Origin of the sequence: Paracoccus halophilus, assembly GCF_000763905.1 — a bacterium.
Lineage (GTDB): Bacteria > Pseudomonadota > Alphaproteobacteria > Rhodobacterales > Rhodobacteraceae > Paracoccus > Paracoccus halophilus.
The window spans coordinates 73,650-96,235 of the sequence record NZ_JRKN01000001.1; the positions used below are offsets into that span (position 1 = coordinate 73,650).

The 22,586-nt window shown below is 66.6% G+C and carries 17 protein-coding genes and 1 pseudogene; 5 read left to right on the forward strand and 13 right to left on the reverse strand.

The window, feature by feature from the left end; translation table 11 throughout:
* Positions 1–190: 190 nt before the first annotated feature.
* The 11 genes and pseudogenes from IT41_RS00370 to IT41_RS00415 form a co-directional block, all read right to left on the reverse strand.
* Positions 191–1,966, reverse strand: a complete 1,776-nt coding sequence (locus IT41_RS00370; RefSeq protein ID WP_197055959.1) for an acetyl/propionyl/methylcrotonyl-CoA carboxylase subunit alpha — start codon at positions 1,964–1,966, stop codon at positions 191–193.
* Positions 1,963–3,531 carry a 5-oxoprolinase subunit B/C family protein gene (locus IT41_RS00375; protein WP_036737793.1) on the reverse strand — a complete coding sequence of 523 codons (1,569 nt, stop codon included), beginning with the start codon at positions 3,529–3,531 and terminating at the stop codon, positions 1,963–1,965. Before IT41_RS00375 ends, IT41_RS00370 begins: the two co-directional genes overlap by 4 nt.
* 1 nt (position 3,532) lies before the next feature.
* Positions 3,533–4,318, reverse strand: coding sequence for a putative hydro-lyase (locus IT41_RS00380; RefSeq protein WP_036737795.1), 786 nt, complete (start codon positions 4,316–4,318; stop codon positions 3,533–3,535).
* Positions 4,308–5,093: a LamB/YcsF family protein gene (locus tag IT41_RS00385; RefSeq protein WP_036737797.1), complete on the reverse strand. Its 786-nt coding sequence runs from the start codon at positions 5,091–5,093 to the stop codon at positions 4,308–4,310. The genes IT41_RS00380 and IT41_RS00385 overlap by 11 nt, the downstream gene beginning before the upstream one ends.
* Before the next feature lie 60 nt (positions 5,094–5,153).
* Complete coding sequence (locus tag IT41_RS00390; RefSeq protein ID WP_036737799.1) at positions 5,154–6,383, reverse strand: NRAMP family divalent metal transporter; 1,230 nt, start codon at positions 6,381–6,383, stop codon at positions 5,154–5,156.
* Positions 6,384–6,714: 331 nt separating this feature from the next.
* Positions 6,715–7,725, reverse strand: a complete 1,011-nt coding sequence (locus tag IT41_RS00395; protein ID WP_052081207.1) for a C45 family autoproteolytic acyltransferase/hydolase — start codon at positions 7,723–7,725, stop codon at positions 6,715–6,717.
* A 6-nt stretch (positions 7,726–7,731) separates the two neighbouring features.
* Positions 7,732–9,186, reverse strand: coding sequence for a biotin carboxylase (locus IT41_RS00400; protein ID WP_036737801.1), 1,455 nt, complete (start codon positions 9,184–9,186; stop codon positions 7,732–7,734).
* Positions 9,187–9,204: 18 nt separating this feature from the next.
* On the reverse strand, positions 9,205–11,937 hold the full coding sequence (locus IT41_RS00405) for an aminotransferase class I/II-fold pyridoxal phosphate-dependent enzyme (RefSeq protein ID WP_036737807.1): 2,733 nt from the start codon (positions 11,935–11,937) through the stop codon (positions 9,205–9,207).
* 227 nt (positions 11,938–12,164) lie between these two features.
* A pseudogene (locus tag IT41_RS00410) lies at positions 12,165–13,019 on the reverse strand (carbon-nitrogen hydrolase family protein); the annotation flags it as partial.
* Between the two features lie 987 nt (positions 13,020–14,006).
* Entirely contained in the window at positions 14,007–14,183 is a 177-nt protein-coding gene (locus IT41_RS20510) for a hypothetical protein (protein ID WP_156116947.1), read from the reverse strand.
* Positions 14,184–14,307: 124 nt separating this feature from the next.
* Positions 14,308–15,357, reverse strand: coding sequence for a siderophore-interacting protein (locus IT41_RS00415; RefSeq protein WP_036737808.1), 1,050 nt, complete (start codon positions 15,355–15,357; stop codon positions 14,308–14,310).
* Between IT41_RS00415 and IT41_RS20515 the strand changes: the two genes are divergently transcribed.
* On the forward strand, positions 15,349–15,822 hold the full coding sequence (locus tag IT41_RS20515; RefSeq protein ID WP_139221600.1) for a hypothetical protein: 474 nt from the start codon (positions 15,349–15,351) through the stop codon (positions 15,820–15,822). The genes IT41_RS00415 and IT41_RS20515 overlap by 9 nt on opposite strands.
* Positions 15,823–16,126: 304 nt before the next feature.
* Positions 16,127–18,445 carry a copper-transporting P-type ATPase gene (locus IT41_RS00425; protein ID WP_231564667.1) on the forward strand — a complete coding sequence of 773 codons (2,319 nt, stop codon included), beginning with the start codon at positions 16,127–16,129 and terminating at the stop codon, positions 18,443–18,445.
* A 147-nt stretch (positions 18,446–18,592) separates the two neighbouring features.
* Here IT41_RS00425 and IT41_RS00430 read toward each other — a convergent pair whose 3' ends face one another.
* Complete coding sequence (locus IT41_RS00430; RefSeq protein ID WP_175496376.1) at positions 18,593–20,149, reverse strand: CYTH and CHAD domain-containing protein; 1,557 nt, start codon at positions 20,147–20,149, stop codon at positions 18,593–18,595.
* A 300-nt stretch (positions 20,150–20,449) separates the two neighbouring features.
* Here IT41_RS00430 and IT41_RS00435 point away from each other — a divergent pair, with 300 nt between their 5' ends.
* Positions 20,450–21,115, forward strand: a complete 666-nt coding sequence (locus IT41_RS00435) for a L,D-transpeptidase (RefSeq protein ID WP_036737811.1) — start codon at positions 20,450–20,452, stop codon at positions 21,113–21,115.
* A gap of 94 nt (positions 21,116–21,209) precedes the next feature.
* Entirely contained in the window at positions 21,210–21,491 is a 282-nt protein-coding gene (locus IT41_RS00440) for a hypothetical protein (RefSeq protein WP_036737813.1), read from the forward strand.
* 46 nt (positions 21,492–21,537) lie between these two features.
* Here the strand turns inward: IT41_RS00440 and IT41_RS00445 are convergent, their stop codons facing one another.
* Entirely contained in the window at positions 21,538–21,975 is a 438-nt protein-coding gene (locus IT41_RS00445; protein ID WP_036737815.1) for a hypothetical protein, read from the reverse strand.
* A gap of 322 nt (positions 21,976–22,297) precedes the next feature.
* Here IT41_RS00445 and rpmB point away from each other — a divergent pair, with 322 nt between their 5' ends.
* Positions 22,298–22,573 (forward strand): 50S ribosomal protein L28, encoded by a 276-nt coding sequence (gene rpmB, locus IT41_RS00450; protein ID WP_036737817.1) that lies wholly within the window; start codon positions 22,298–22,300, stop codon positions 22,571–22,573.
* The last annotated feature ends 13 nt before the right edge of the window (positions 22,574–22,586 follow it).

Consider the following 22,586-nt stretch of genomic DNA (forward strand, 5'->3'; position numbering starts at 1 on the left):
CGGACCGAGGCTGTCGTGATAATACCTATCGATACCGGCCCGAAGTCGCGCAAGAGGTGGTTCGGGGAATCCGAACAGTCCCGCATTTCCGCGCAAGCGCATCATGATGCCGCAAGCGTCGCGAAGGTCGTGGCAAGACGACCGCGCCGCAGTTCCGCGTTGCCGCACGTCGCGCAGGCGATCCGCCGGATCAGCCGATCCTGCCGATCACCTCGCCCATGCCGACGCTGCTGCCGGCTTTACACCCATGCGACAGCCTGCCGGCGCGATGCGCCTCGACGCGGGTTTCCATCTTCATGGCCTCGATCACCGCGATGACCTGACCGTCCTCGACCTCGGCGCCGTCCTCGACCTGCCAGATCGACAGCGTGCCGGGAACCGGCGCGGTCACCTCGGCCGCATCCGCGGGCTGATCGACGGCACCGGCCGGGGCGGCGGCGGCGCCCGCCGGCAGGGCCGCCAACAGGTTTGCGGGCAGGCCCAGCTGGTGCCGCTTGCCGTCGATCTCGACCGTGACGCGCATCAGGTCAGGGGCAGGGGGCGCGGCAACGCGGGCATGGGGTGTCAGAGTGCGTGCCAGATCGTCCGCGAAATCGGTTTCGATCCAGCGCGTATGGACGCGGAAGCGGCCATCCTCGGCGCGGAAATCGGGCTGCGCCAGAACGGCGCGGTCAAAGGGCAGGACCGAGGCCACGCCGCCGATCTCGAATTCGCGCAGCGCCCGCTCGGCGCGCTGCAATGCCTCGGCCCGCGTCGCGCCCCAGACGATCAGCTTGGCCATCAGCGAATCGAAGCTGCCCGGCACCACCGAGCCCTGCGCCACGCCGCTGTCCAGACGGATACCGGGGCCCGAGGGCGCCTGCCACCTCTCGACCGGGCCGGGTGTGGGCAGAAAGCCCCGCGCCGGATCCTCGGCATTGATGCGGAACTCGATCGCATGGCCGCGCGGCGCCGGCACGGTTTCGTCCGCCAGCCGCGCGCCCTGCGCCACGCGGATCATGCCCCGCACCAGGTCGATGCCGGTCGTTTCCTCGGTCACCGGGTGCTCGACCTGCAGGCGCGTGTTCACCTCGAGAAACGAGATCGTGCCATTGGCCGACAGTAGGTATTCGACCGTGCCCGCGCCGCTATAGCCGGCATGGGCGCAGATCCGGCGGGCGGAATCGTGGATGCGGTCGCGCTGTTCGTCGGTCAGGAAGGGGGCGGGGGCCTCTTCGATCAGTTTCTGGTTGCGGCGCTGCAAGGTGCAGTCGCGGGTGCCGATCACCTTGACGTTGCCATGCCGGTCGGCCAGCACCTGCGCCTCGACATGGCGGGGCCGGTCGAGGAACTGCTCGATGAAGCATTCGCCCCGGCCAAAGGCGGCCAGTGCCTCGCGGGTGGCGCTTTCGAAGAGTTCCTCGACCTCTTCCAGACGCCAGGCGACCTTCATGCCGCGCCCGCCGCCGCCAAAGGCGGCCTTGATGGCGATGGGCAGGGCGTGTTCGCGCGCGAAGGCCAGCGCGTCGGCCGGGGTTTCCACCGGGCCGGGGGTGCCCGCGACCAGCGGCGCGCCGACCGCCTCGGCGATGCGGCGGGCCTCGATCTTGTCGCCAAGCGCCTCGATCACGCCGGGATCGGGGCCGATCCAGATCATTCCGGCCGCCTGCACGGCGGCGGCGAAATCGGCGCGTTCAGAGAGGAATCCATAGCCCGGGTGAACTGCGTCGGCCTGCGCCCTCAGCGCGATCCCGATGATCTTCTCGGCATCCAGATAGGTCTCGGCCGGCCTGTCGCCGCCCAGGGCGAATGCCTGATCGGCCATGCGCACGAAGATCGCGTCGCGGTCGCTGTCGGCATAGATGGCGACCGTCTCGATCCCCTCGTCGCGGCAGGCGCGGATCACGCGCACGGCGATTTCGCCGCGATTTGCGATCAGCAGGCGGCGGATCGGGCGAAGCTCGGCAGAGTCGACAAACAGGGTCATGAAAACCTCATGGGTTCGATGGCGGCAAAGGGCGCGTCGGCGACAAAGCGGATACGGGCGCCGGGCGGGATCTGGCCGGCAAGGTCCAGCGCCTCGGGCCGCAGCGTGGCGATGACCGGATAGCCGCCGGTCAGCGGATGATCGGCAAGGAAAAGCACGGGCTGGCCGGAATGCGGCACCTGGATGGCGCCGGTCTCGGTCCCTTCCGAGGGCAGTTCGCGCGCATCAATGCGGGTGACAGGGCGCTCGCCCTGCAGCCGGATGCCGACGCGCGAGCTGTCGGGCGTCACCCGCCATTCCTGGGTCAGGAAATGGTGCAGCATGTCGGGCGTGAACCAGTCGGCACGGGGGCCAAGCGTGACCGGCAGTTCGACCAGATCGCCGGGGCCGGGCAATTCGGGTTGCATCTCGGGCGCGGCGACCGCGATCGCGGCGCCGTTTGCCGGGGCGATCGCATCGCCCGCCTTCAGCGCATCCGGCCCGACAAAGGCCAGCGTGTCGGTCGCGGCCGATCCCAGCACGGGCGTGACCTGATAGCCGCCGCGCATCGCCAGATAGCTGCGCATGCCCGAACCCGGCGGCGCGATCAGCAGCTCGTCGCCGGGGTCCAGCGCGAAGGCCGCGCCGGCCGGAACCGGGGCGCCGTCGATGCTGGCCCGCGCGGCGCCGGCCAGCGCCAGCACCATCATGCACTCGGCCCGCAGCCGCACCGGGCCCAGGGTGATTTCCAGCGCGGCGGCGCCCGAGGGGTTGCCGACGGCGCGATTGGCGCGGCGCAGCGCGCCGATATCCATCGCGCCCGAGCCCGAGACGCCTTGCCCGGTCTGGCCCGGCCGCCCCTCATCCTGAAAGGTGATCGGAAAGCCCGTGGCCAGGATGCGCAACCCCCGGATGGCCGTCGCCGGTGTCCTGTCGGGCGGCAGCGCCGCCGAGGGATGCGGCCTGGCCTGTTGCGCCACGAAACGGCAGCGCATGCCCGGTTGCAGCAGCGCCGGCGGGTCGCGGCCCAGGTCCCACATGGGAACCGCGGTCCGGCCCAGCAATTGCCAGCCGCCGGGCGTTTCGCGCGGATAGATGCCGCAGAACCGGCCGGCCAGCGCCACCGAGCCGGCCGGAATACGGGTGCGCGGCGAGCTGCGGCGCGGCAGGTCAAAGCGCGGATCGTCGCCCGACAGATAGGCAAAGCCGGGCGCAAAGCCGCAAAAGGCCACCTGCCATGTCGCGGCCTGATGGGCGGCGATCACCTCGGCCTCGGTCAGCTCCATCAGCCGGGCGATCTCGGGCAGATCCTCGCCGTCATAGGTGACCGGCAGCTCGATGGTTTCGTCCGACCGCGCCGCCGGCATGGTGCCGGGGGCCGGCTGCCGGGCCAGGATCGCGCCGGCCAGCGCCGCATCGGCGGCGGTGCCGGGTTCGGTGCGGATCATCAGCGTCCGCGCGGCGGGAATGATATCGGTGATGCCGGGCAGGGGATCGGCCCGCATTGCGTCGTAAAGCGCCAATGTCTGCGCAAGGTCTTCAAGCTCGACCAGCAGGCTGCGGCGCGAAATCGGCAGGAAACGCATGTCAGACCTGCCACTGCGTGTCTGGCACATCGGTGATGAACATATGGCCCGGCGCATGGGTGATGGCAAAGGGGGGCCGTGATGCCATCAGCGCCGCTTGCGGGGTCACGCCGCAGGCCCAGAACACCGGTACCTCGTCGCGGCGAATATCGACCGGATCGCCGAAATCGGGACGCGACAGATCGCCGATACCCAGCCCTTCGGGGTCGCCGATATGCACGGGGGCGCCGTGAACGGCGGGGGTCCGGGCCGAGATCGTCACCGCCTCGGCCACGCGCCCGGCCGGGATCGGCCGCATCGAGACGACCAGCTTGCCGTGCAGCCGCCCGGCGGGGCGACAGTCGCGATCGGTCAGGAACATCGGCACATTGCGGCCCTGCGCGATATGGCGCATCTCGATCCCGGCCTGTTGCAGCGGCGTCTCGAAGGTAAAGGAACAGCCGATCAGAAAGGTGACCAGATCGCCATGCTCGGCCCAGGCGGCGGTCGCATCGGCGGTTTCCTCGGCCAGCTCGCCGTCGCGCCAGACCCGGTAAAGCGGAATATCGGTGCGCAGATCGGCGTCAGGGGCAAGCGCGCTGCGATGGCTGCCCGGATCGGTCACGTCCAGAACCGGGCAGGGTTTCGGGTTTCGCTGCGCGTAAAGCAGGAAATCCCATGCCCAGTCGCGCGGCAAGGCGATCATGTTGCACTGGGTGAAGCCGGGCGCCATGCCGGCGGTCGGTCGCGGCGCGTCCCGGCGGCAGGCCAGACGGGCCGCGCGGGCACTGTCGGGATCAGGACGCATTTTCCCGCCCTCCCTCGGTGAAGGGCGCGATCAGAACGCCGTTGTCGCGCAGGGCGTCGCGAACGGCGGCGGCGATCGCGACCGCGCCGGGGCTGTCGCCATGCACGCAGATACTGTCGGCGCGAAGACGCAGGGCCGAGCCATCCTGCGCCTCGATCACGCCCTCGGTGGCGAGGCGCAGCATGCGTTGCGCGATCAGTCCGGGATCATGCAAAACCGCGCCGGGTTCGCGGCGCGAGACCAACTCGCCCCCGGCGGTATAGGCCCGGTCGGCAAAGGCCTCGGCCACGGTATCCAGCCCCGCCGCCCGCGCCTGGGCTAGGATCGGCGCGCCGGCCAGCCCCATCAGCACCAGCGCCGGATCGACGGCGCGGATCGCCGCGATCACGGCGGCACCCTGTCCGGCGTCGTGCGCGATGGTGTTGTAGAGCGCGCCATGTGGCTTGACATAGCTGACCCGGGTTCCCGCCGCCCGGCACATGCCCTGCAGCGCGCCGATCTGGTAGATCACGTCGGCGGTCAGTTCGGCCGGCGCGACATCCATCCGCCTGCGGCCGAAGCCGACCCGGTCGGGATAGGAGACATGCGCCCCAATGGCCACGCCGCGTTCGGCTGCGGCGCGCAGCGTTTCAAGGATGGTCGCCGGGTCGCCGGCATGAAAGCCGCAGGCGACATTGGCCGAGCTGACGATGTTCAGCATGGCGCTGTCGTCGCCCATCTTCCAGGCGCCGTAGCCCTCGCCCAGATCGCTGTTCAGATCTATTCTGGCAGTCATCTAATCCTCCCTTGGGTCGGGCGGCGGGCGGCGGCGCCCGCGCCGGTCTTGTGCCTGGCGCTACAGGAACGCGAATATCCCGCCGATCGAGTTCGCGCCCATGTACCAGGTCAGCGCGCAGACGATCGCGGCGGCGATCAGCAGCGGCCGGTTGTAGCGATGGCCGCCCATCAGATCGGAACGGGCGAAGCCGACATAGGTAAAGATCGTCAGGCCGATCGGCAGGATCAGGCCGTTGAAGCCGCCGACAAAGATCAGCAGCGCCGCCGGCGCCGTCCCCAGCGAGACATAGACCAGAAGCGACACCAGAATGAAGCCGACCGTGGCCATGCTGCGCTGGCCGTCGGTCATCGCGCCGAATACGTCGAAGAAGCTGACCGAGGTATAGGCCGCGCCGATCACCGAAGTCAGAGCCGCCGCCCAGAGCACGACGCCAAAGATGCGCATGCCCCAATCCCCCAATGCGGCGGCGAATGCCTGCGCGGCGGGATTGGCGACCTGGCTGGACAGGTCCAGCGTGACCCCCGAGGCGACAACGCCCAGAATGGCCAGGAACAGCACGAAACGCATGATCCCGGTGACGATGATTCCGCTGAGCGAAGCGCGGGTGACATTGGCCAGATTCTCTTCGCCGACCAGCCCCTTGTCCAACAGGCGATGCGCGCCGGAATAGGTGATATAGCCGCCGACAGTCCCGCCCACGATCGTCGTGATGGTGGCGAAATCGATCACATCGGGCAGCGCCGACTGACGCAGGGCCTCGCCGACCGGCGGGTTCGACGACAGCGCCACGATCACCACCATGGCGATCATCAGCAGGCCCAGCCCGATGATCGCGCGGTCGAGAATCAGGCCGGCGCGGCGCGACAGAAAGATGCCGATGGCCAGCAGTGCCGAGGCCGCGCCGCCGATCTTGGGGTCCAGCCCGAACATCGCGTTCAGGCCCAGCCCGGCGCCCGCGATATTGCCGATGTTGAAGGCCAGCCCGCCGACGATCACCAGCACTGCCAGCAGATAGCCCGAGCCGGGGATCGCGGCGTTGGCCGTGGCCGATGCGTTGCTGCGGGTCAGCGCGGTGATCCGCCAGATGTTCAGCTGGACTACGAAATCGATCACGATCGAGACAAGGATCGCGAAGGCAAAGGCCGATCCGAGTGTCGCAGTGAATGTCGCCGTCTGGGTGATAAAGCCCGGCCCGATGGCGGATGTCGCCATGAGAAATATAGCCGCCAGAAATCCGCCGCGGGCGGCGGCGCTGGCGGTGGGTGAGGTCGAGATGGGTTCAGCCATCAAAGAGCGCTCCTGTTGGATATGTTTTTTCTTGTGATGACCCGAGTGTCACAAATCATCCTATTTTATGTCAATAATTATATGCTCATGGATGCAATATTGTTCAACAATATATCGCTTTTACAGTGAATTTAACCGATGCGCGGATCGCCCGGACTCCGGGCTCTGGCCTGCGGGGCATGCTGGACAAGGGTGTTTTCGCTGGTGGCACGGGCGAATCACCGCCGGCAAACGCGCCCGGCCGCAACGTATCTTGGGCAAGCGGAATCGCCTTGGGACGTGGGCGGTTTGACGGGCGGCAGGGAACAGGACCGGGCTGCGGCGCGGGCTGTCAGCCGACGCCGGAGGCAAGCGGATCGTGCATGGGCTTCGGCGCCGGCACCCGTATCATGCGCAGATCGTCCTTGAACCGGTCCAGGTGCAGCGGCCAGATCGCGCCGGGCCAGCGCAGTTCCGCCTCGCCCCGGCGCGGCCGGTAGACGGCGGTATAGAGCGTACCGAACCCTCGGTCGAATGCGGTCGAATAGATCGGCGGCTTGAGGAAGGCGCCGATGAATTTCTCTTCGGGCTCGACATGCAGGGTCAGCCGTTGCAGCAGGAAACGCTCGCGCTCGACGGTGGCGGTCATGCGGGCATGGGCCTCCCATTCGACGCGCTCCTGATGGTTGGTCGCGACCGCGCTATGGGAGACGATGGCCGGGCGATCCGGCGACATGTAGACGGTGACGAAGTCGCGCTTGCGGTCCAGCACGGTGACATTATAGCTCATGTGGCTGGGGATCCGCGCCAGCATTCGTCCGGCCTCGGCCGCCGTCTCGCAGGTCTGCAGCACATGGCGCAGGATCAGCGGCACGCCGAAGCCGTCGCCGACCACGCGCCGCCCGCCAAAGGTCAGCGACAGCGCGATGCCCGCGTCGTTCACCCCGTCGACCAGCCCCCAAAGCCCGTCCGAGCTGCCCATCACCTTGCGGCCCTGCCATTCGCTGTGCAGGAAGATGCTGTCGAAGGCATGCGGGTTATAGTCGTAATTGCGCACCAGAACCGGCTCTTTCCCCGGCCAGATCGCCTGGCTGCAGCCCGACAGATAGGGCGGCGGCCGATAAAAGGACAGAAACCGCGAGGCCAGATCGCCGCCCCCCGCCAGATCGCAAAGCGCCTCGTAGAGCGGGATGATCCCGGGCATGTGCTGTTCCAGCGCGTTGCGGCATTCGCGATAGGTCGGCCGGGCATCCGCGCCCTCGCGCAGCCACCAGCGGCGATAGGCGGGCCAGTATTCGGCGAACAGCCCGGCCCATGCCGGGCCGGGCGTCGCCTCGCTTATCGCGCGCCAGCCAAGCTGCATCGCCGGCTACAGGATCTTGAAGGCCGGGTCGGAAATCGCCGGGCCGGCCGTCACTTCGGGCAGGGGCCGCGCGGCGAATTGCGACTTGATGCCGTGAATCCAGCGCTTGGCCCGTTCGTTCAGCTGAAAACCGTTGGTCATCGAGCGGCCCCGGGTCACCAGAATGCCCAGATCCGCGCCTTCGTAACGGTAATCTCCGGGTTTCTGGATGCGCAGGAAAAACGCCTCATTCTCGCTTTCGACGGCGCGGCGGTGATAGTCGAAACGGTCGAAGACGACACTGCCGTCCATGCGCATCCGGTAGATCCCGGTCGGCGGCGCCTCGGTGATGATATCGACATTGTCCTCGGTATATTTGATCACCATCTGCGACCAGCCGTCGATCATGTCTGGATCGGCCCAGCGGGCGTTCAGCTCGTCCACGTCCAGCTTGAACTGCGCGCGCGAGAATTCCAGCAGGTGGAACAGGAACAGCGGCGCATCGGCATGGGCAAAGGCGGCGTGGTTGGTCATCGAACTGGCGCCGGTGATGCGCGGGTTCAGCTCGCCCAGCCACAGCTCGCCGGTTTTCTTGTCGATCAGGAAATCCAGTTCGAAATAGCCGCGATAGCCCTCCTTGCGCAGCTGTTCGCCGAATTTGAAGGTCAGGTCGCGGGCTTTCTGGCGGGCCTTGGGCGGAAAGGCGGTGGCAAAGATCTCATTGCCGCACCAGCCGCCGCGATAGGGGGTCAGCTCCCTGAACCCGACCAGTTCGGTCATCAGCGGGCCGACAATGGTGCCCTGTTTGGTTGCGCAGGCCTCGATCGCCGAGCCGCGGCAGTCGATCCGCTTCATGATCTTGATCTCGCCCTGGCCGACGATCTCGTGTTCATGGCGGCGGAAATCGGCCTCGGACCTGATGAAGAAGGTGGTGTGGCCGCTGTCGCCAAAGGCCGATTGCAGCACCAGATCATGCCCGATCCCTGCGGTTTCACAGGTCTTTTTCAGGTCGTCATAGGATTTCACCTCGGCCAGCACGTTCGGCACCGAGGGCACGCCGGCCTTGTTGCCGATGCGGACGGTTTCGATCTTGTTGTCGCATTTGGTCCGCAGCCTGGCCTTGGGAAACCAGATTTCGCCGCCCAGTTCCCCGACCAGTCTTTCGGTTTCCTCGTCGAACATCAGGAACACGAATTTCGGCTTGCCGCCCCGGCGTTTCACCAGGTCGATGACTTCCTTGTGCTGCAAGAGATAGTTGTTGATATCCTCGATCGACTGGAATTCGGCATGCGGCTTTTCCGAGGGGCAAAAGACGTTCGGATGCTTGCCGTCGTAACAGTCCAGATAGCAGATATACTTGAAATTCTTGACCCATTCGTCGATGCCGAGCAGGTTGAAATTGGTTGCCGAAACGAAATAGATCGGCTCTTCGTTGCGGTGGAAGTAGCGGCGGATTTCCGAGATGTTGTTCAGCTTTGGCATGGATCGTCTGGCCCTCCCTTATTCTGCAGCCGTTGCGAGTTTCCTGGTCTGTCCGGCCAGGGCCTCGTCGGTAAAGACGCGCAGGCCCAGTTCTGCGCGATAGCCGTGGATCTCGTTCACGTCGAGCGCGCGCATGAAGGCCAGGATTTCCCGGCTGACCACCTGACCGGGCACGAGGATCGGAAAGCCGGGCGGATAGGGGATGATGAACGAGGCCGAGACCACCTCGCGCCCGGCATCCATCGCGGCCTCGATCCCGTCGTTCAGTTCCAGATAGTCGCAGTTGTTTTCGTCGTAAGAGAGGAAAAAGGCCGAACGCATGTCGCCCTCGCCGGTTGCCGGGTCGGCGCAGAACGCGGCGTGAAAGCGCGAGAAATCCGGCAGCGGCGGCAATTCCTGCATCAGGTTTCGGACCCGCCGTTCAAAGGCCAGCTTTTCCATCCGCGAGGCGTCGTCCAGCAGCTCGTCCAGCCCCTTGGCGATTTCCACCAGCACCTCGATCAGATAGGCGACCGAGGAACGTGTGGTGCCGATATTGGTCATGAACAGCACGGTATTGCGCGAGGTCTTGTTGATCTGGATGCCGTATTTGTCCATCAGGATCCGGGTCTTGAACGTATCCCCGTCCCAGCCGGTGCCGCCGACCGCCAGCGTGACCCGCGTCGGGTCCAGCACGAATTCGTCGTTTTCCCAGCTGTCCCAGGTATCGGTCCAGCCCCGTTCCGGGTCGTAATAGCTCTCGACGCCGGAATCGCGGTATTCGGCGGGGATCATATCGCCGGTGGACAGCACGGTGAAATATTTCTGCACCAGCGGATGGGTGGCGATCGCCCGCCGCATCGCCATTGCCGCGTCGATCTGGCGCTGGACGAATTCGAAACCCTCCAGTTCGACCTGGCGGCGGCCGACATCCAGCGATGCGATGATCTGATAGTTCGGACTGGTCGAGGTATGGGTCATATAGGCTTCATGAAAGCTGGCCTCGACCTCGCCCTTGAAGTCCTGATCGTTGACGTGGATCATCGACCCCTGCCGCAGCGCGGTCAGCGTCTTGTGCGTCGATTGCGTCGTATAGACCCGGACCCGCGCCGTCGGCGGCGGGATCAGCCGGGTCTTGAGCAGCGTCGCCTCGTCGGCATCCTTGAGCTTGGCCTGCTGCTTTTCATAGGCTTTCGCATGCGCGGCCGAGCGCAGCCGCTCGCGCAGGCTGTTGGCGGCATTCATGCCGGTGCGCTTGCGATAGGTGGCGTTGAACCGGGCAAAGGCGAACCATGCCTCGTCCCACAGGAAGATCAGGTCCGGCTTTATGGCCAGGCATTCCTCCATCACGCGCTCGACATTATAGACCACGCCGTCAAAGGTGCAGTTGGTCAGCAGCAGCATCCGCACGCGGTCCAGCTTGCCGGCCGCCTTCAGCCGCAGCAGCTGGTGCTTGATTTCCCTGATCGGCACGGCGCCATACATCGAATATTCGTTCAGCGGATAGCTGTCCAGGTAACGGACCTGCGCCCCGGCCAGCACCATGCCGTAATGATGCGACTTGTGGCAGTCGCGGTCGACCAGCACGATATCGCCCGGCCGCACCAGCGCCTGCACGACGATCTTGTTGCAGGTCGAGGTGCCGTTGGTGGCGAAAAACGTCTGTTTCGAGCCAAAGGCCCGCGCCGCCAGTTCCTGCGCCTCCTTGATCGGGCCATGCGGCTCGAGCAGGCTGTCCAGCCCGCCCGAGGTGGCCGAGGTTTCCGCCAGAAAGATGTTCGGCCCGTAGAACGCCCCCATGTCCTGGATCCAGTGCGAGCGGCTGATCGACTTGCCGCGCGAGATCGGCATGGCGTGAAACACGCCCGTCGGCTGCTTGGAATATTCCCTGAGCGCGGTGAAGAAGGGCGTCTTGTAGCGCGCCTGAACGCCCCGCAGGATGTTCAGGTGCAGTTCCACGAAATCCTCCTGATTGTAGAACACCCTGCGACAGATCCCCAGGTCCAGCCCGGCGATCTCTTCGACCGAGCGATCGGTGACGAGATAGGCGTCCAGTTCCGGCCGCACCTTGGCGACCAGCCGGCACAGTTCGGGCCCGTAGTTTTCGGGCAGGATCTCCTCGATCGTATCGCCGCCGGCGGGATCGAGATAGCGCTTGAGGATCGGCAGCTTGGTGCTGGATTCCAGCTCCAGGCCGGGGCGGACAACGATCGCCTGGATATTGTGGTTGAACATCACGCCGATCAGCGCGTCCTCCAGCGACGGCACCACGACGGGTTCATAGATGAAGGGATCCTCGGGGCGGCGCATGGCGCGCATGGAATCCTTCAGGAAGCGCTCCTGATGCTCGTTCAGATTGTCCACCACCAGCACTTCGAAATAATGCTTGGACAGGGCGCGCGCCTCGGGCGAAAGGGTCGCCTCGTCATCATGGTCGTCGGCATCGCTGGCATCGCGCTCCAGCGGGATCGAGCGCCGGCGATAGGCGCCGGTGGTCAGCGCCCGTGTCACCCGCCGCACAAGGGTGCCGACATCGTCGATATGGTCATGCTCGAACTGCCGCCGGATATAGTCGAAGGCGGCGGTGCCGGGAAAGGCCCAGTACCTTTCGATCAGCGCCAGCGATCCCAGAAGCTCGCCGATCCGGGCCTTGAGTTTGGCCGAGCCGGGGCCGTTCCTGTTGCGGCCATAGCGCTCGAGCGCCTCGCGCAGCGCGCTCCAGCGATCCGCGCGCAGTTGCACGGCCGAGAAATAGTCGCTCATCGACTCCATGGAAATCGCCTCCTCCCTTCGCTGCCACGGCCCTCTCCCGCGGGCCGTGGCTCTGGCTCCTCGGCCAGCCGCCCCGTTGAACGGGGCCTCTGTGTCTAGTCGCCCGGTGATGTCACTCCCTGCGGGACAGCGCTCCCCTCGCTGCCCTTGAACGATGGTTGGACGCCGTGATCGCGTGTCGCGTCCAGATATGTGTCGCGAAACGAATGGTCGCCGGTAAAGACCGCGCCCTGCCGGGGCATGGCCAGCGGGCCAAGCGACTGCAGATAGGCGTCGGTGCCGCTGCTGCGGTCATAGACCGGGAAATCGACCGCCCGGTCGCGAAAGCTCTTCAGCACCTGGCCCAGGCCCTTCAGCCCGTTCAGACGCTGGCGGCGGACCTGGTCCAGATCGACCTCGATCGGGAACATGTCCTCTTGCCCGGTCGACTGGTGCAGCACCTGCGCCGAAGGATCGACGACGCAGGACCGCCCATTGCCGCCGGCGCCCAGCCCGTTCACGTCGAAGATGTAGCACTGGAACTGCGCGGCGGTGGCGCGCGCGATCGCCAGTTCGGCATCGCGGTCCGTGGTGCCGGTCAGAACCGGGTGCAGCAGCACCTCGACCCCCTGGCTGGTCAATTGCCGGGTGGTTTCGGGGAACCAGATATCATAGCAGATCGACAGGCCGAACCGGCCGATGCCGGGCACGTCGAAGACGCAGAACTCGGTTCCCGCCTCGACGCCCGCCTCATAGGGGCGAAAGGGAAACATCTTGCGATAGGTGGTGACGATCTCGCCCAGCGGGTTGATCACCGTCGCGGTGTTGTAGATGCGCCCGTCCGGGCAGCGTTCGAACATCGACCCTGGCAGCAGCCAGATATGGTGGCGCCGCGCCGCCGCCTGAAACCGCTCGATATGCTCGTTGGTCAGCGGCAGCGCATGGCGGGTCAGCGGGCCAAAGGCCGCCAGTTCGGAAAACAGCACCATCTGGGTCCATGGAAACCGCGCCATCAGGATGTCGATCCGCTGCAACATGCCCTCGATATTGGGCTGCACCGCGTTGACCCACATCTGCACGCCGGTGATCGCGAATGGTGTCATTCTGCCTCTTCTTCCCGTTCTGACCGCTTCCGGCCGCGCCGCAATCAATCGTTCAACCACTTCACGGCCCGGCAGCGTCAGGCGATCCGCGTTCCCTCCAGCGTAGCGCCGTCCGGCATTTCCACAACCCCTGTTGTCGTCATCGGTCGGCCCCCGAACGCGACAGCCGGGTCGGCACGGCATTATCTGCAACAGATGGACAGGCTTGCCGAAGAAACCGTTATGACCCGTCGCGGCCGGCCGCGCCTGCCAGAACGACCAGCCGTAGCCCAGATAGACCCGGCGGCCCTGATCGGCGACACGGATCGCGTCCCCGTTCAACGGGTTTTCGCGGACCGAGGTGGCGGTGCTGTTCTCCTGCTGGCGGCCGAGCAGGTTGGTGACACCGAACTGCAGCGCGCCGCCGTCCAGCGGGTAAGAGCCATAGGCATTCACCGTCACCATCTCCTCCAGTTCCGGCTGGCCGGTCTTGTCCCGGCCGGCGGCATAGACCAGCGCGGCCTCGCCGCCCCAGATGCGTTCCTCCTGCTGGGTGACGGTGCCCTCGTCCGAGGTGGACAGAAAGGCCGATGCCGATGCGCTGAGCGCCGCGCCGGAATAGTGCAGGCCGATCTCGACGATCTGCGCGTCGGGACGCAGCGAGGCGAAGGAAACGGTCTGCCCGGGCAGGAACGGAATGGCGGGCATCGCCCGGCGGGTACGGCCGACGATCAGCACGCCAAAGGCCAACGCGCCCGCCTGCACCGCATTGCCGAAGGCATGCTGCCCGGCGGGCAGGTGCTCGGCCGCCCAGCCATCGGCGGCGATGTCCTGCGTCGCCGAACTGAGCGACATGGTCATCAGGATCGGAAAGAACCGTACCGCTTCGGCCACCGGATCAAGGCGCGACAGCAGCAGGATCGCGCCAAGGGTGATCGCCTGGCACAGCAGCACGACGCCCTTGCGCCCGATGCGGGGATGGCGCGCCAGCCGGTCGATGACCGGGGCCTAGGCCGCTTTCAGCACCCAGGGCGCCAGCAGCGCGCCAAGCGCCCCGATGACCGCCAGATCGACGCCGCGCGCAGGATCGGCGGCAGGGCGGCCGCCACAAGGTAAATGCGGTATGGATTGCGCCAGATACAGGCCTGAAAGGGCGATGGAGGTTGAAGCCGGCGGCCGCGTCACATGCCTGATCCTTGTCGGTCAAACAGGCTGGCGGTGCGGGCTTGCCCTTACTTCTGATCTGTCAGCTGCGCGATTGCCGGCCCGCAAACTTCAGGACGGCGTCGGGCCATATCATCGGTTGCGATTACTGCCGCGCCGGGTCGCCGGCGATCCAATAGGCGGCCAGATGCGCGCGTTGTTTCGGAATCGCCAGATGCTCGAATATCGCCTTGCGCAGCGGCGCGATGCGGCTTTTCTCGGTGGCCAGCCAGATGCGCGCGGCGGTCGTGCCCTGCCGGGTCAGCTGCGCCGCCAGCTCGGCCTCGCCGCGCGGCGCGCGGATCATCCGGATGCCGTCATGGCGGGGCAGGGGATAGTCCTCGGCATCGCCGAACAGCCAGCAGTCGCCGCAGGTCTCGGGCGGCTGCGCCTCGATGATCCGCGCCAGCGCCGGATAGGCGGTTTCATCCCCGCCGATCAGCAGCCGCGGCGCCAACGGCACGCCGCCGCCGCCCGGCCCAGTCAGTCCCACCCGGATGCCGGGCGCGGCATTCCGCGCCCAGTCGCAGACCCGGCCGCCGTCATGGATGAAGATATCGGTCTCCAGCCAGCCGGCCGCCGCGTCAATGGCCCGGACGGTATAGGCGGGGCGGTGCAGCGCCTTGTCGCCCCGCGGCCAGACGGTCTGGCCATTCGCGCCCGTCATCGGCCATTCGGGCTGCGGATCGCCGGGCGGCGGCAGGATCAGCCGAAAATGGATCATGTCGCGGGCAAGCCGGTCCAGATTGTCGCCGCGCAGGCGCAGCCGCAGGAAATACCGCCCGGCAGGGCTCAGGCTTTCGACCCGGGCAAAGCTGAAATTGGGCGGCAGCTCGCCCATCCGGGGCAGGCCCGACCAGCGCAGCAGCGGTGCCAGATCGGGGTCGATCCCGATCAGGTGGCAGGTCATCGCCTCTTGCAGGGTGAACAGCCAGTCGCGGTCATGGGCGCGAACGTAAAGGACGCTGCCCTCGGGCCCCACGCGCGCGCCGAATTCGCCGCCATCGACCTGGCACCAGGTCGAGTGGCCATGCCCCGAGCGCAGCATCAGCCCGTGTTCCTCGGCCTCGCTGCGCAGCAGGGCGTCGATGCGCTCAAAGGGCAGGCCGGGCAGCGCAGCCTCGGATTGTAGCGGCGGGGCGGGGTCGTGTCTCATGAAATGCTGGCTTTCTGGCAGGGCGGGGATCGGGGCGGCCCGGCGAAGGCTGGTCCCTCGCCGGGCCGGAGCATATCAGGCGAAATCGAAATAGCCATCCAGATTGGCCAGCAGGATAAAGCTGCCGCTTCCCAGATCGACCAAGGCGCCGGCATCGCTGGCGGAAACCCGTCCGGCGAGATCGGCGATGCCGCTGTCGTTGAGGCCGCTCAGCAGGATGATTGCGGCGTTTTCGGGATCAAAGCCGTCGATCACGTCATTGCCGTCATTCCCGGCATAGAAGAAGGCGTTCGAGCCGCCGACGGACAGGATGTCGTCACCTTCGCCATGATGGTCAAGATTCCTGACTGTTTCAATCCAAATACATGGTTGGCCGATCCCGGGGCAGGCCGTTTCAGCCTTTGCTGTAATGCCTTGGATCGGGCGGCGTCTAACCGGCATGAACCCGAAAACGGCAGCCAATGATATCTGACATGACCCTGACAAGGAGATCCGGCCGCAGGGCCGTCGCTCTGTTCCGCGAGGAGTTCGGCTCCCGCCGCCAAGATTGCCATGCGGGCAGGGCGGCTATACCCTGGGTGGTATGGCCGCAGGAAATACTCCAACCCGTCCGCGTTCACATGCCTGCTACTCGAACCCGCCAAGGTGGTCTCGCCGATGCGTGCGCGCGGTGGCTGGCCCCCCAAAACACACAGGTCACGACATGAACGATCAACACAAGCAGAACCTCCCGGACAACCTGCCCGAGGGCACGATCTGGACCTGTCCGATGCATCCCGAAATCAGGCAGCCCGAGCCGGGCTCCTGCCCGAAATGCGGCATGCATCTGGTGCCCGAGGGCGACAAAGACGCAGCCCGGGGCCATGCCGGGCATGGCCATGGGCACGGGCACGGCCGGCATGCCGGCGGCGACGCCGGGGACGGCAAAAAGGACGGCAAGTACGATACCGTCCCCGCCGGCTGGTCGGGCACCGTCTATACCTGTCCGATGCATGCGCAGGTGCGCCAGACCGAGCCGGGCTCCTGCCCGATCTGCGGCATGGGGCTGGAACTGGAATCGGCGGCGATGGCCGAGGATGGCCCGAACCCGGAACTGGTCGATTTCACCCGCCGCTTCTGGGTCGGCACGGTCCTGACCATTCCGCTGCTGATCCTGACCATGGGGCCGTATCTGGGCTTTCCGCAGGTGCGCGGGATCTTTGGCGAACGCGCGACGCTGTGGATCGAGCTGGTGCTGGGCACGCCGGTGGTGCTGTGGTGCGGCTGGCCGTTCCTGGTGCGGGGCTGGAATTCCTTCCGCACGATGAACCTCAACATGTTCTCGCTGATCGGCATGGGCGTCATCGCGGCCTGGATCTTCAGCATCGTGGCGGTGCTGGCGCCGGGCATATTCCCCGACGGCTTCCGCAACGCCGAGGGCCATGTCGGCGTCTATTTCGAGGCGGCGGCGGTGATCGTCACGCTGGTGCTGCTGGGTCAGGTGATGGAGCTGCGCGCCCGCGAGGGGACCGGCAAGGCGATCCGGGCGCTTCTGGACATGGCGGCCAAGACGGCGCGGGTGATCCGCGACGATGGCCGCGAGGAAGAGGTGCCGCTGGACGAGGTTCAGGTCGGCGACCGGCTGCGGGTGCGGCCGGGCGACAAGGTGCCGGTCGATGGCGTGGTGCTGGATGGCCGCTCCTCGGTCGATGAAAGCATGATCACCGGCGAGCCGGTCCCGGTCGAGAAGGTCGCGGGCGAGCCGGTCACCGGCGCCACCATCAACGGCACCGGCTCGCTGGTGATCGAGGCGCGCCGCGTCGGCGCCGACACGATGCTGAGCCAGATCGTCGAGATGGTGGCCAATGCGCAGCGCTCGCGCGCGCCGATCCAGAAATATGCCGACAAGGTCTCGGGCTATTTCGTGCCGGTGGTGATCGTGATCGCGGTGCTGGCCTTCATCGCCTGGGCGGTCTGGGGTCCGGCGCCGGCGCTCTCCTATGCGCTGGTCGCCGCGGTGGCGGTGCTGATCATCGCCTGTCCCTGTGCGCTTGGTCTGGCCACGCCGATGTCGATCATGACGGCGACCGGGCGCGGCGCGCAGGCCGGCGTGCTGATCAAGAACGCCGAGGCGCTGGAGCGGTTCGAAAAGATCGACACGCTGATCGTCGACAAGACCGGCACGCTCACCGAGGGCAAGCCGCGGCTGGTCGGCGTATTCCCGCAGCCCGGCCATGACGAGACCGAGGTGCTGCGCCTGGCGGCGGTGCTGGAAAAGGGCTCGGAACACCCACTGGCCGAGGCGATCGTCGCCGGCGCCGAGGCGCGCGACATCAGGCTGGGCGAGGCCGGCGAGTTCGAGGCCGTCACCGGCAAGGGCGTCAAGGGCATGGTGGACGGCCGGCCGGTCGCGCTTGGCAATCTGGCGATGATCCGCGATCTAGGGCTTGAGGCGGGCGATCTGACCGACAAGGCCAATGCGCGGCGCGATCAGGGCGAGACGGTGATGTTCGTGGTGCTGGAAAACGCCGTGGCCGGGTTGGTCTCGGTCGCCGATCCGGTGAAAGAGACGACGCCGGCGGCGCTGAAGGAACTGCACGAGCTGGGCTTCCGCATCATCATGGCCACCGGCGACAACGAACGCACCGCAAAGGCCATCGCCAGCCGGCTCGGCATCGACGAGATCCGCGCCGACGTCCTGCCCGAGGACAAGGCCCGGATCATCCGCGAGCTGCAGGAAAAGGGCGCCAAGGTGGCGATGGCGGGCGACGGGGTGAACGACGCGCCGGCGCTGGCGCAGGCCGATGTCGGCATCGCCATGGGCACCGGCGCCGATGTCGCGATCGAAAGCGCCGGCATCACGCTGGTCAAGGGCAATCTGGACGGCATCGTCCGCGCCCGCCGGCTGGCCAGCGCGACGATGCGCAACATCCGCCAGAACCTGTTCTTCGCGCTGATCTACAACGCGGCGGGCGTGCCGGTCGCGGCGGGGGTGCTGTACCCGTTCTTCGGCATCCTGATCAGTCCGATGTTCGCCGCCTTTGCGATGAGCGCCTCGTCCATCTCGGTGGTGATGAACTCGTTGCGGCTGCGCGGCGCGCGCATATGACCGGCCGTCCGGTCTTCGGCTGGCTGACGCCGGACGAAGGGGTGCGGGCGCTGCGCGGCCTGCTGCCCACTGCCGTGGCCGTCGCCGCCCGGCTGGCGGCGTCCGGTTGCGGCGGCGGGGCTGCCGGGCGGGGCCGGTCGCTTGCGCCTACGCGCCCTTCCAGAATGGCTTTGTCTGCAGAAACGCCCCCATGTCCCCGACAAGGCTTTGCCGCGCGGCGATCGCCGCGTGGCGATACCAGCCGGTGATCTGCCCGGCGGCATAGGCCCAGACCGGCGGCGGCGCGCCCCCGGTCTCGCCGGCCAGTCCGCGCAGCAGCGTGTCGGCGACGGCGACGTCGTTCTGATGGCCAAGCGCGTCCTGCAGCCCGGCCAGATGGGTCTGATAGGGCTTGACCTGTTTCGGCGGGAACAGACCCTCGAAAAAGCCCACCGCGTAGCGCAGTTTCTTTACCGCCAGGCGCAGCTCGTGCAGCTCGGTATCGGACAGGCTGGCGATATCCCGACCCCGCTTGCGCACCTGCCGGTCGCGCTTCTTCAGCAGCGCCGCGCAATGCTGGCCGATCGGCTCGTCAAGATGCGCCGGCGGCTCATCGGTCGCGCCCGCGCGTCGCGCCGGGCTGCTCAGCCAGGCGTCGAGGCGCAGCAGGAACCCGGTATAGCGCCCGTCCGCCACCGCGTCGCGCGCGCGCTGGCGGCCGCGTCGCCGGGCCTGTTCGACGGCCTCGGCCAGTTCCGTGAAGCCCTGATCCGCGTCGTAGCGCTGCGCCACGGGGGTCAGGAACTCTTCGGAAAACACATCCCATTCGCGCGCCTCGGTCAGTTCGCCGGTCAGCCATTTCGCCTCGTCGGTGATCCAGGCATAGTGCTCGGCGGCAATCGACGGCCGGAAAATCCGCATCGCCGCCCGCAGCCGGCGAAGGGCGACGCGCATCTGGTGCACGCCCTCGACCTCGTCGGTGGTCAGGACCGAGACCTCGTTGGCGCGCAGATGATCCCGGCAATGCCCGATGATCTGGACCAATGCCTGCTCGACCGTGTCATCCGCCGCCAGATCGAGCCCGCCATTCTTGCGAAACCGGGCTTCGTCCGGGCCAAGCAGCGCGTAGCCGCGCGCGGCCATGGACATGCTGGCCAGCCGGAAGGGAACCGTCTGGTAAATCTCTTGCGCCAGATCGAAAAGCGGCTCCGGCGCGCCGCTCTCAAGCGTCAGCCTGAATTCCACGACCGGCGCCGAAGCCTCGCCGGCCAGAAGCTGGCCACGGTCAAGCTCCAGCCGCGCCGTGCCGCCGCCATCGAAGGTCAGCATCCGGGAACTGCGCTGAATATCGGTCTGAAAGACGGGTTGCAGACGCTCGGCGCCGATGTCCTGCAGCAGCCGGTGCAGCTTCTTGCTGTCGATGGCCGCAAGGTCGATATCCTGACCCGGGACCGGCCCTTCCCATTCCATCCAGTCCGGCAACGTGCCGGGCAGCATGCCGGTCTGCGTCACGCTTTGCAGATAGCCGCGCCCCTGCCTTGTCACGCATAGCGACAGGCCCTGCTGTTGCAGGTCGCGCTCCGGGGTGTCGAAATAGACCGTCGTCAGCTGCGACGACCGGGCACGCCCCTCGGTTATCCGCCTGAGCGCGGGAAGCTGCTTCATCCGGTCGAACGATCCGGGCTGAATGGTCGCCCTGATTTCTGGCTTGTGGCTTTTTGGCATCGCGGTCTCCGGGCCGTGGCGCGTTCCCCCTGCTATGGCCGGTTGTGGCCGTGCCGGCAAGCCCCGGCTGGGGTGCCGTGCAGGATCGGTGCGCGGCGTAATCCGCTTTTGCCCGGCCGGTTTGCGAGAGGGCCGCCCGGGCCCGGGCAGATCACAGAAATGTCCATTGCTGATCGCGCCTTGTCTCCGGTAACCTTTGCGGGACATCCGGACCCGCTTTCCTGCTGCAGGGCAATGAAAATTGCCTGCCGGCCGGGAACTGCCCGCAAGCGGCGCCCACAGAACCCATTGAGGAAGACCATGCTGACAAGACGGCATTTCATCGCGACCACCGCCACGCTTTTTTCGGGCCCGATCGCCGGGCCGGCCTTCGCGGCTTCCTGGCCGACCGAGGCGCAGAAGAATGAATGGGATGCGCAGGTGACGCCGTTCAACTATGACGCGGCGACCTCGAACCCCTGGGGGCTGCATCCGCGTTTCCTGCCCCAGAGGGTGATCGCCAACGACTATCTGAAGCCGGGCGATATCCATGTCGATGCCGTTGCGCGCTATCTCTATCATATCGAGGAAGGCTCGACCGCGATGCGCTATGGCGTGGCCATCGGCCGGGACGATCTGTACGAGCCGGGCACCTATACGGTCCGGCGCAAGGTGAAATGGCCGCACTGGACGCCGACCCAGAACATGATCCAGCGCGAACCCGAGATCTATGCGCAATTCGCGAATGGCATGGAACCCGGGCCCAGCAACGCGCTTGGGTCGCGCGCGCTGTATCTGTATGTCGGCGACCGCGATACCTATCTGCGCATCCACGGCACGCCGTTTCCGACCTCGATCGGTTCGCGGGCAAGTTCCGGCTGCGTCAGGATGGTCATGCCCCATATCAACGAGCTTTACGAGCGCGTCGATCTGGAGGTGACCGCGCATCTCTATCCGGCCGAGAACATGCTGGGCGCGACAAGCTGATCGCGGAATTTTCATCGCCGTGCGGTTGCCCCCGCAGGTGCGCGCGGCGCCTGGCCCGGGGGCATGCCCGGCCGCAGTCATTGGGAAACATGGAATGAACAACCGACTTATCCTGACCGGGGCGCTGCCTCTTCTTCTGGGGGCCTGCGCGGCTGCCGGCGACAAGGCCGGCACGACCGGACCCGAGCCCGTGCCCGAGGCCGTTCTGGCCCTTGCCGCGCCCGGTCAGGCTGTCCATACGGCATGGATGGACCCTGCGGACCGGTGCTACTGGTATCTTCGCCCCAGTGCGATCGAGACGGCCCCTGTGCCGCTGCCGCTGCGCACGGCCCAAGGGCGCCAGATCTGTGCCGTATCCGCCTCGGCTGCCAGCTGACATCGCGCGTCCGGCGGTCTGCGTTCCGCCGGACATGGGGCCGGGCTCAGAGCCGGATCGACCAGGCGCGGCTTTCATTCCTGCGGTCGCGGTCGATATAGCCGGGCACCCTGATGCGCAGCCGGTTCCCCATGCGCCGGAAGCTGACAGTTCCCATGAGGACGTCGGTGCCGCCCCAGCAATGCCCGAAAAACGCGACCATCTCGCCCGCCGGCCTTTCGCGGTATTCGGTGATCCTGCGATTGCCGCAGACCTGGGCCAGGCCTTTCTGCACGTCCTCCGAACGGTAGGCCAGGGGATTGTAGACGCCGGTCAGGTTTTCCTGTGCAAGCTCGGCATAGAACACGGTCGGGTCCGCGCTTGTCATCGGGCCGCGCGCCGTGTCCAGCGAACAGGCGCCAAGTGCAAACCCGGCGGCGATCAGCACCCCCAGCGGCGCGGTGAAACGGTGTCGCCCGGTCGTATTCCTGGCTATCGAGAACATGATGAAGCACCTTTCTGTACTGAAACCCGAGGGTCGCAAAGGCCATTGCCGACGTGACCGCCCCTGACGGAATCGATGTGCCGGGCCGGGTCTGCGATGATCCGCAAATAAGGACGGCCACGCCCGAGATTATCACGCTCGCATCCGATTTGGCGAAACATGTGTTGCAGGTGCGCCCGGGCGGCAAAACCGGCCGAAAAGGCTTGACGACTCTGCCGGCAGTGCTTATTCCCGCGAAAACGGATTTCCGGGCGCTGCCTCGCGGCGCCCTTTCATATTGCGGGCAGTGGCCCGTGCTGGATCGAATCGAAGGAACAAGATCATGTCGCGCATTTGCGAACTGACCGGCAAGGGCCCGATGAGCGGCAACAACGTCTCTCATGCCAACAACAAGACCCGTCGCCGTTTTCTGCCGAACCTGAACGAAGTCTCGCTGATTTCCGAAAAGCTGGGCCGCAGCTACCAGCTGCGCATCTCGGCCGCCGCGCTGCGCTCGGTCGATCATCGGGGCGGCCTCGACGCTTTCCTCGCCAAGGCGAAGGATGCCGAGCTTTCGGATCGCGCGCTGAAGATCAAGCGCGATCTGGCGAAAGCCTGATCCGATCCGGGCG

Excerpts from the sequence above, each read along its gene's own strand:
- IT41_RS00415 (WP_036737808.1), bottom strand. The coding sequence starts at position 15,357 with ATGAGACACGACCCCGCCCCGCCGCTACAATCCGAGGCTGCGCTGCCC.
- IT41_RS00435 (WP_036737811.1), top strand. The coding sequence starts at position 20,450 with ATGCTGACAAGACGGCATTTCATCGCGACCACCGCCACGCTTTTTTCG.
- IT41_RS00425 (WP_231564667.1), top strand. The coding sequence starts at position 16,127 with ATGCATCCCGAAATCAGGCAGCCCGAGCCGGGCTCCTGCCCGAAATGC.
- IT41_RS00380 (WP_036737795.1), bottom strand. The coding sequence starts at position 4,318 with ATGCGTCCTGATCCCGACAGTGCCCGCGCGGCCCGTCTGGCCTGCCGC.
- IT41_RS00395 (WP_052081207.1), bottom strand. The coding sequence starts at position 7,725 with ATGCAGCTTGGCTGGCGCGCGATAAGCGAGGCGACGCCCGGCCCGGCA.
- IT41_RS00440 (WP_036737813.1), top strand. The coding sequence starts at position 21,210 with ATGAACAACCGACTTATCCTGACCGGGGCGCTGCCTCTTCTTCTGGGG.
- IT41_RS00405 (WP_036737807.1), bottom strand. The coding sequence starts at position 11,937 with ATGGAGTCGATGAGCGACTATTTCTCGGCCGTGCAACTGCGCGCGGAT.
- IT41_RS00430 (WP_175496376.1), bottom strand. The coding sequence starts at position 20,149 with ATGCCAAAAAGCCACAAGCCAGAAATCAGGGCGACCATTCAGCCCGGA.
- rpmB (WP_036737817.1), top strand. The coding sequence starts at position 22,298 with ATGTCGCGCATTTGCGAACTGACCGGCAAGGGCCCGATGAGCGGCAAC.
- IT41_RS00375 (WP_036737793.1), bottom strand. The coding sequence starts at position 3,531 with ATGCGTTTCCTGCCGATTTCGCGCCGCAGCCTGCTGGTCGAGCTTGAA.
- IT41_RS00370 (WP_197055959.1), bottom strand. The coding sequence starts at position 1,966 with ATGACCCTGTTTGTCGACTCTGCCGAGCTTCGCCCGATCCGCCGCCTG.
- IT41_RS00385 (WP_036737797.1), bottom strand. The coding sequence starts at position 5,093 with ATGACTGCCAGAATAGATCTGAACAGCGATCTGGGCGAGGGCTACGGC.
- IT41_RS00445 (WP_036737815.1), bottom strand. The coding sequence starts at position 21,975 with ATGTTCTCGATAGCCAGGAATACGACCGGGCGACACCGTTTCACCGCG.
- IT41_RS00400 (WP_036737801.1), bottom strand. The coding sequence starts at position 9,186 with ATGCCAAAGCTGAACAACATCTCGGAAATCCGCCGCTACTTCCACCGC.
- IT41_RS00390 (WP_036737799.1), bottom strand. The coding sequence starts at position 6,383 with ATGGCTGAACCCATCTCGACCTCACCCACCGCCAGCGCCGCCGCCCGC.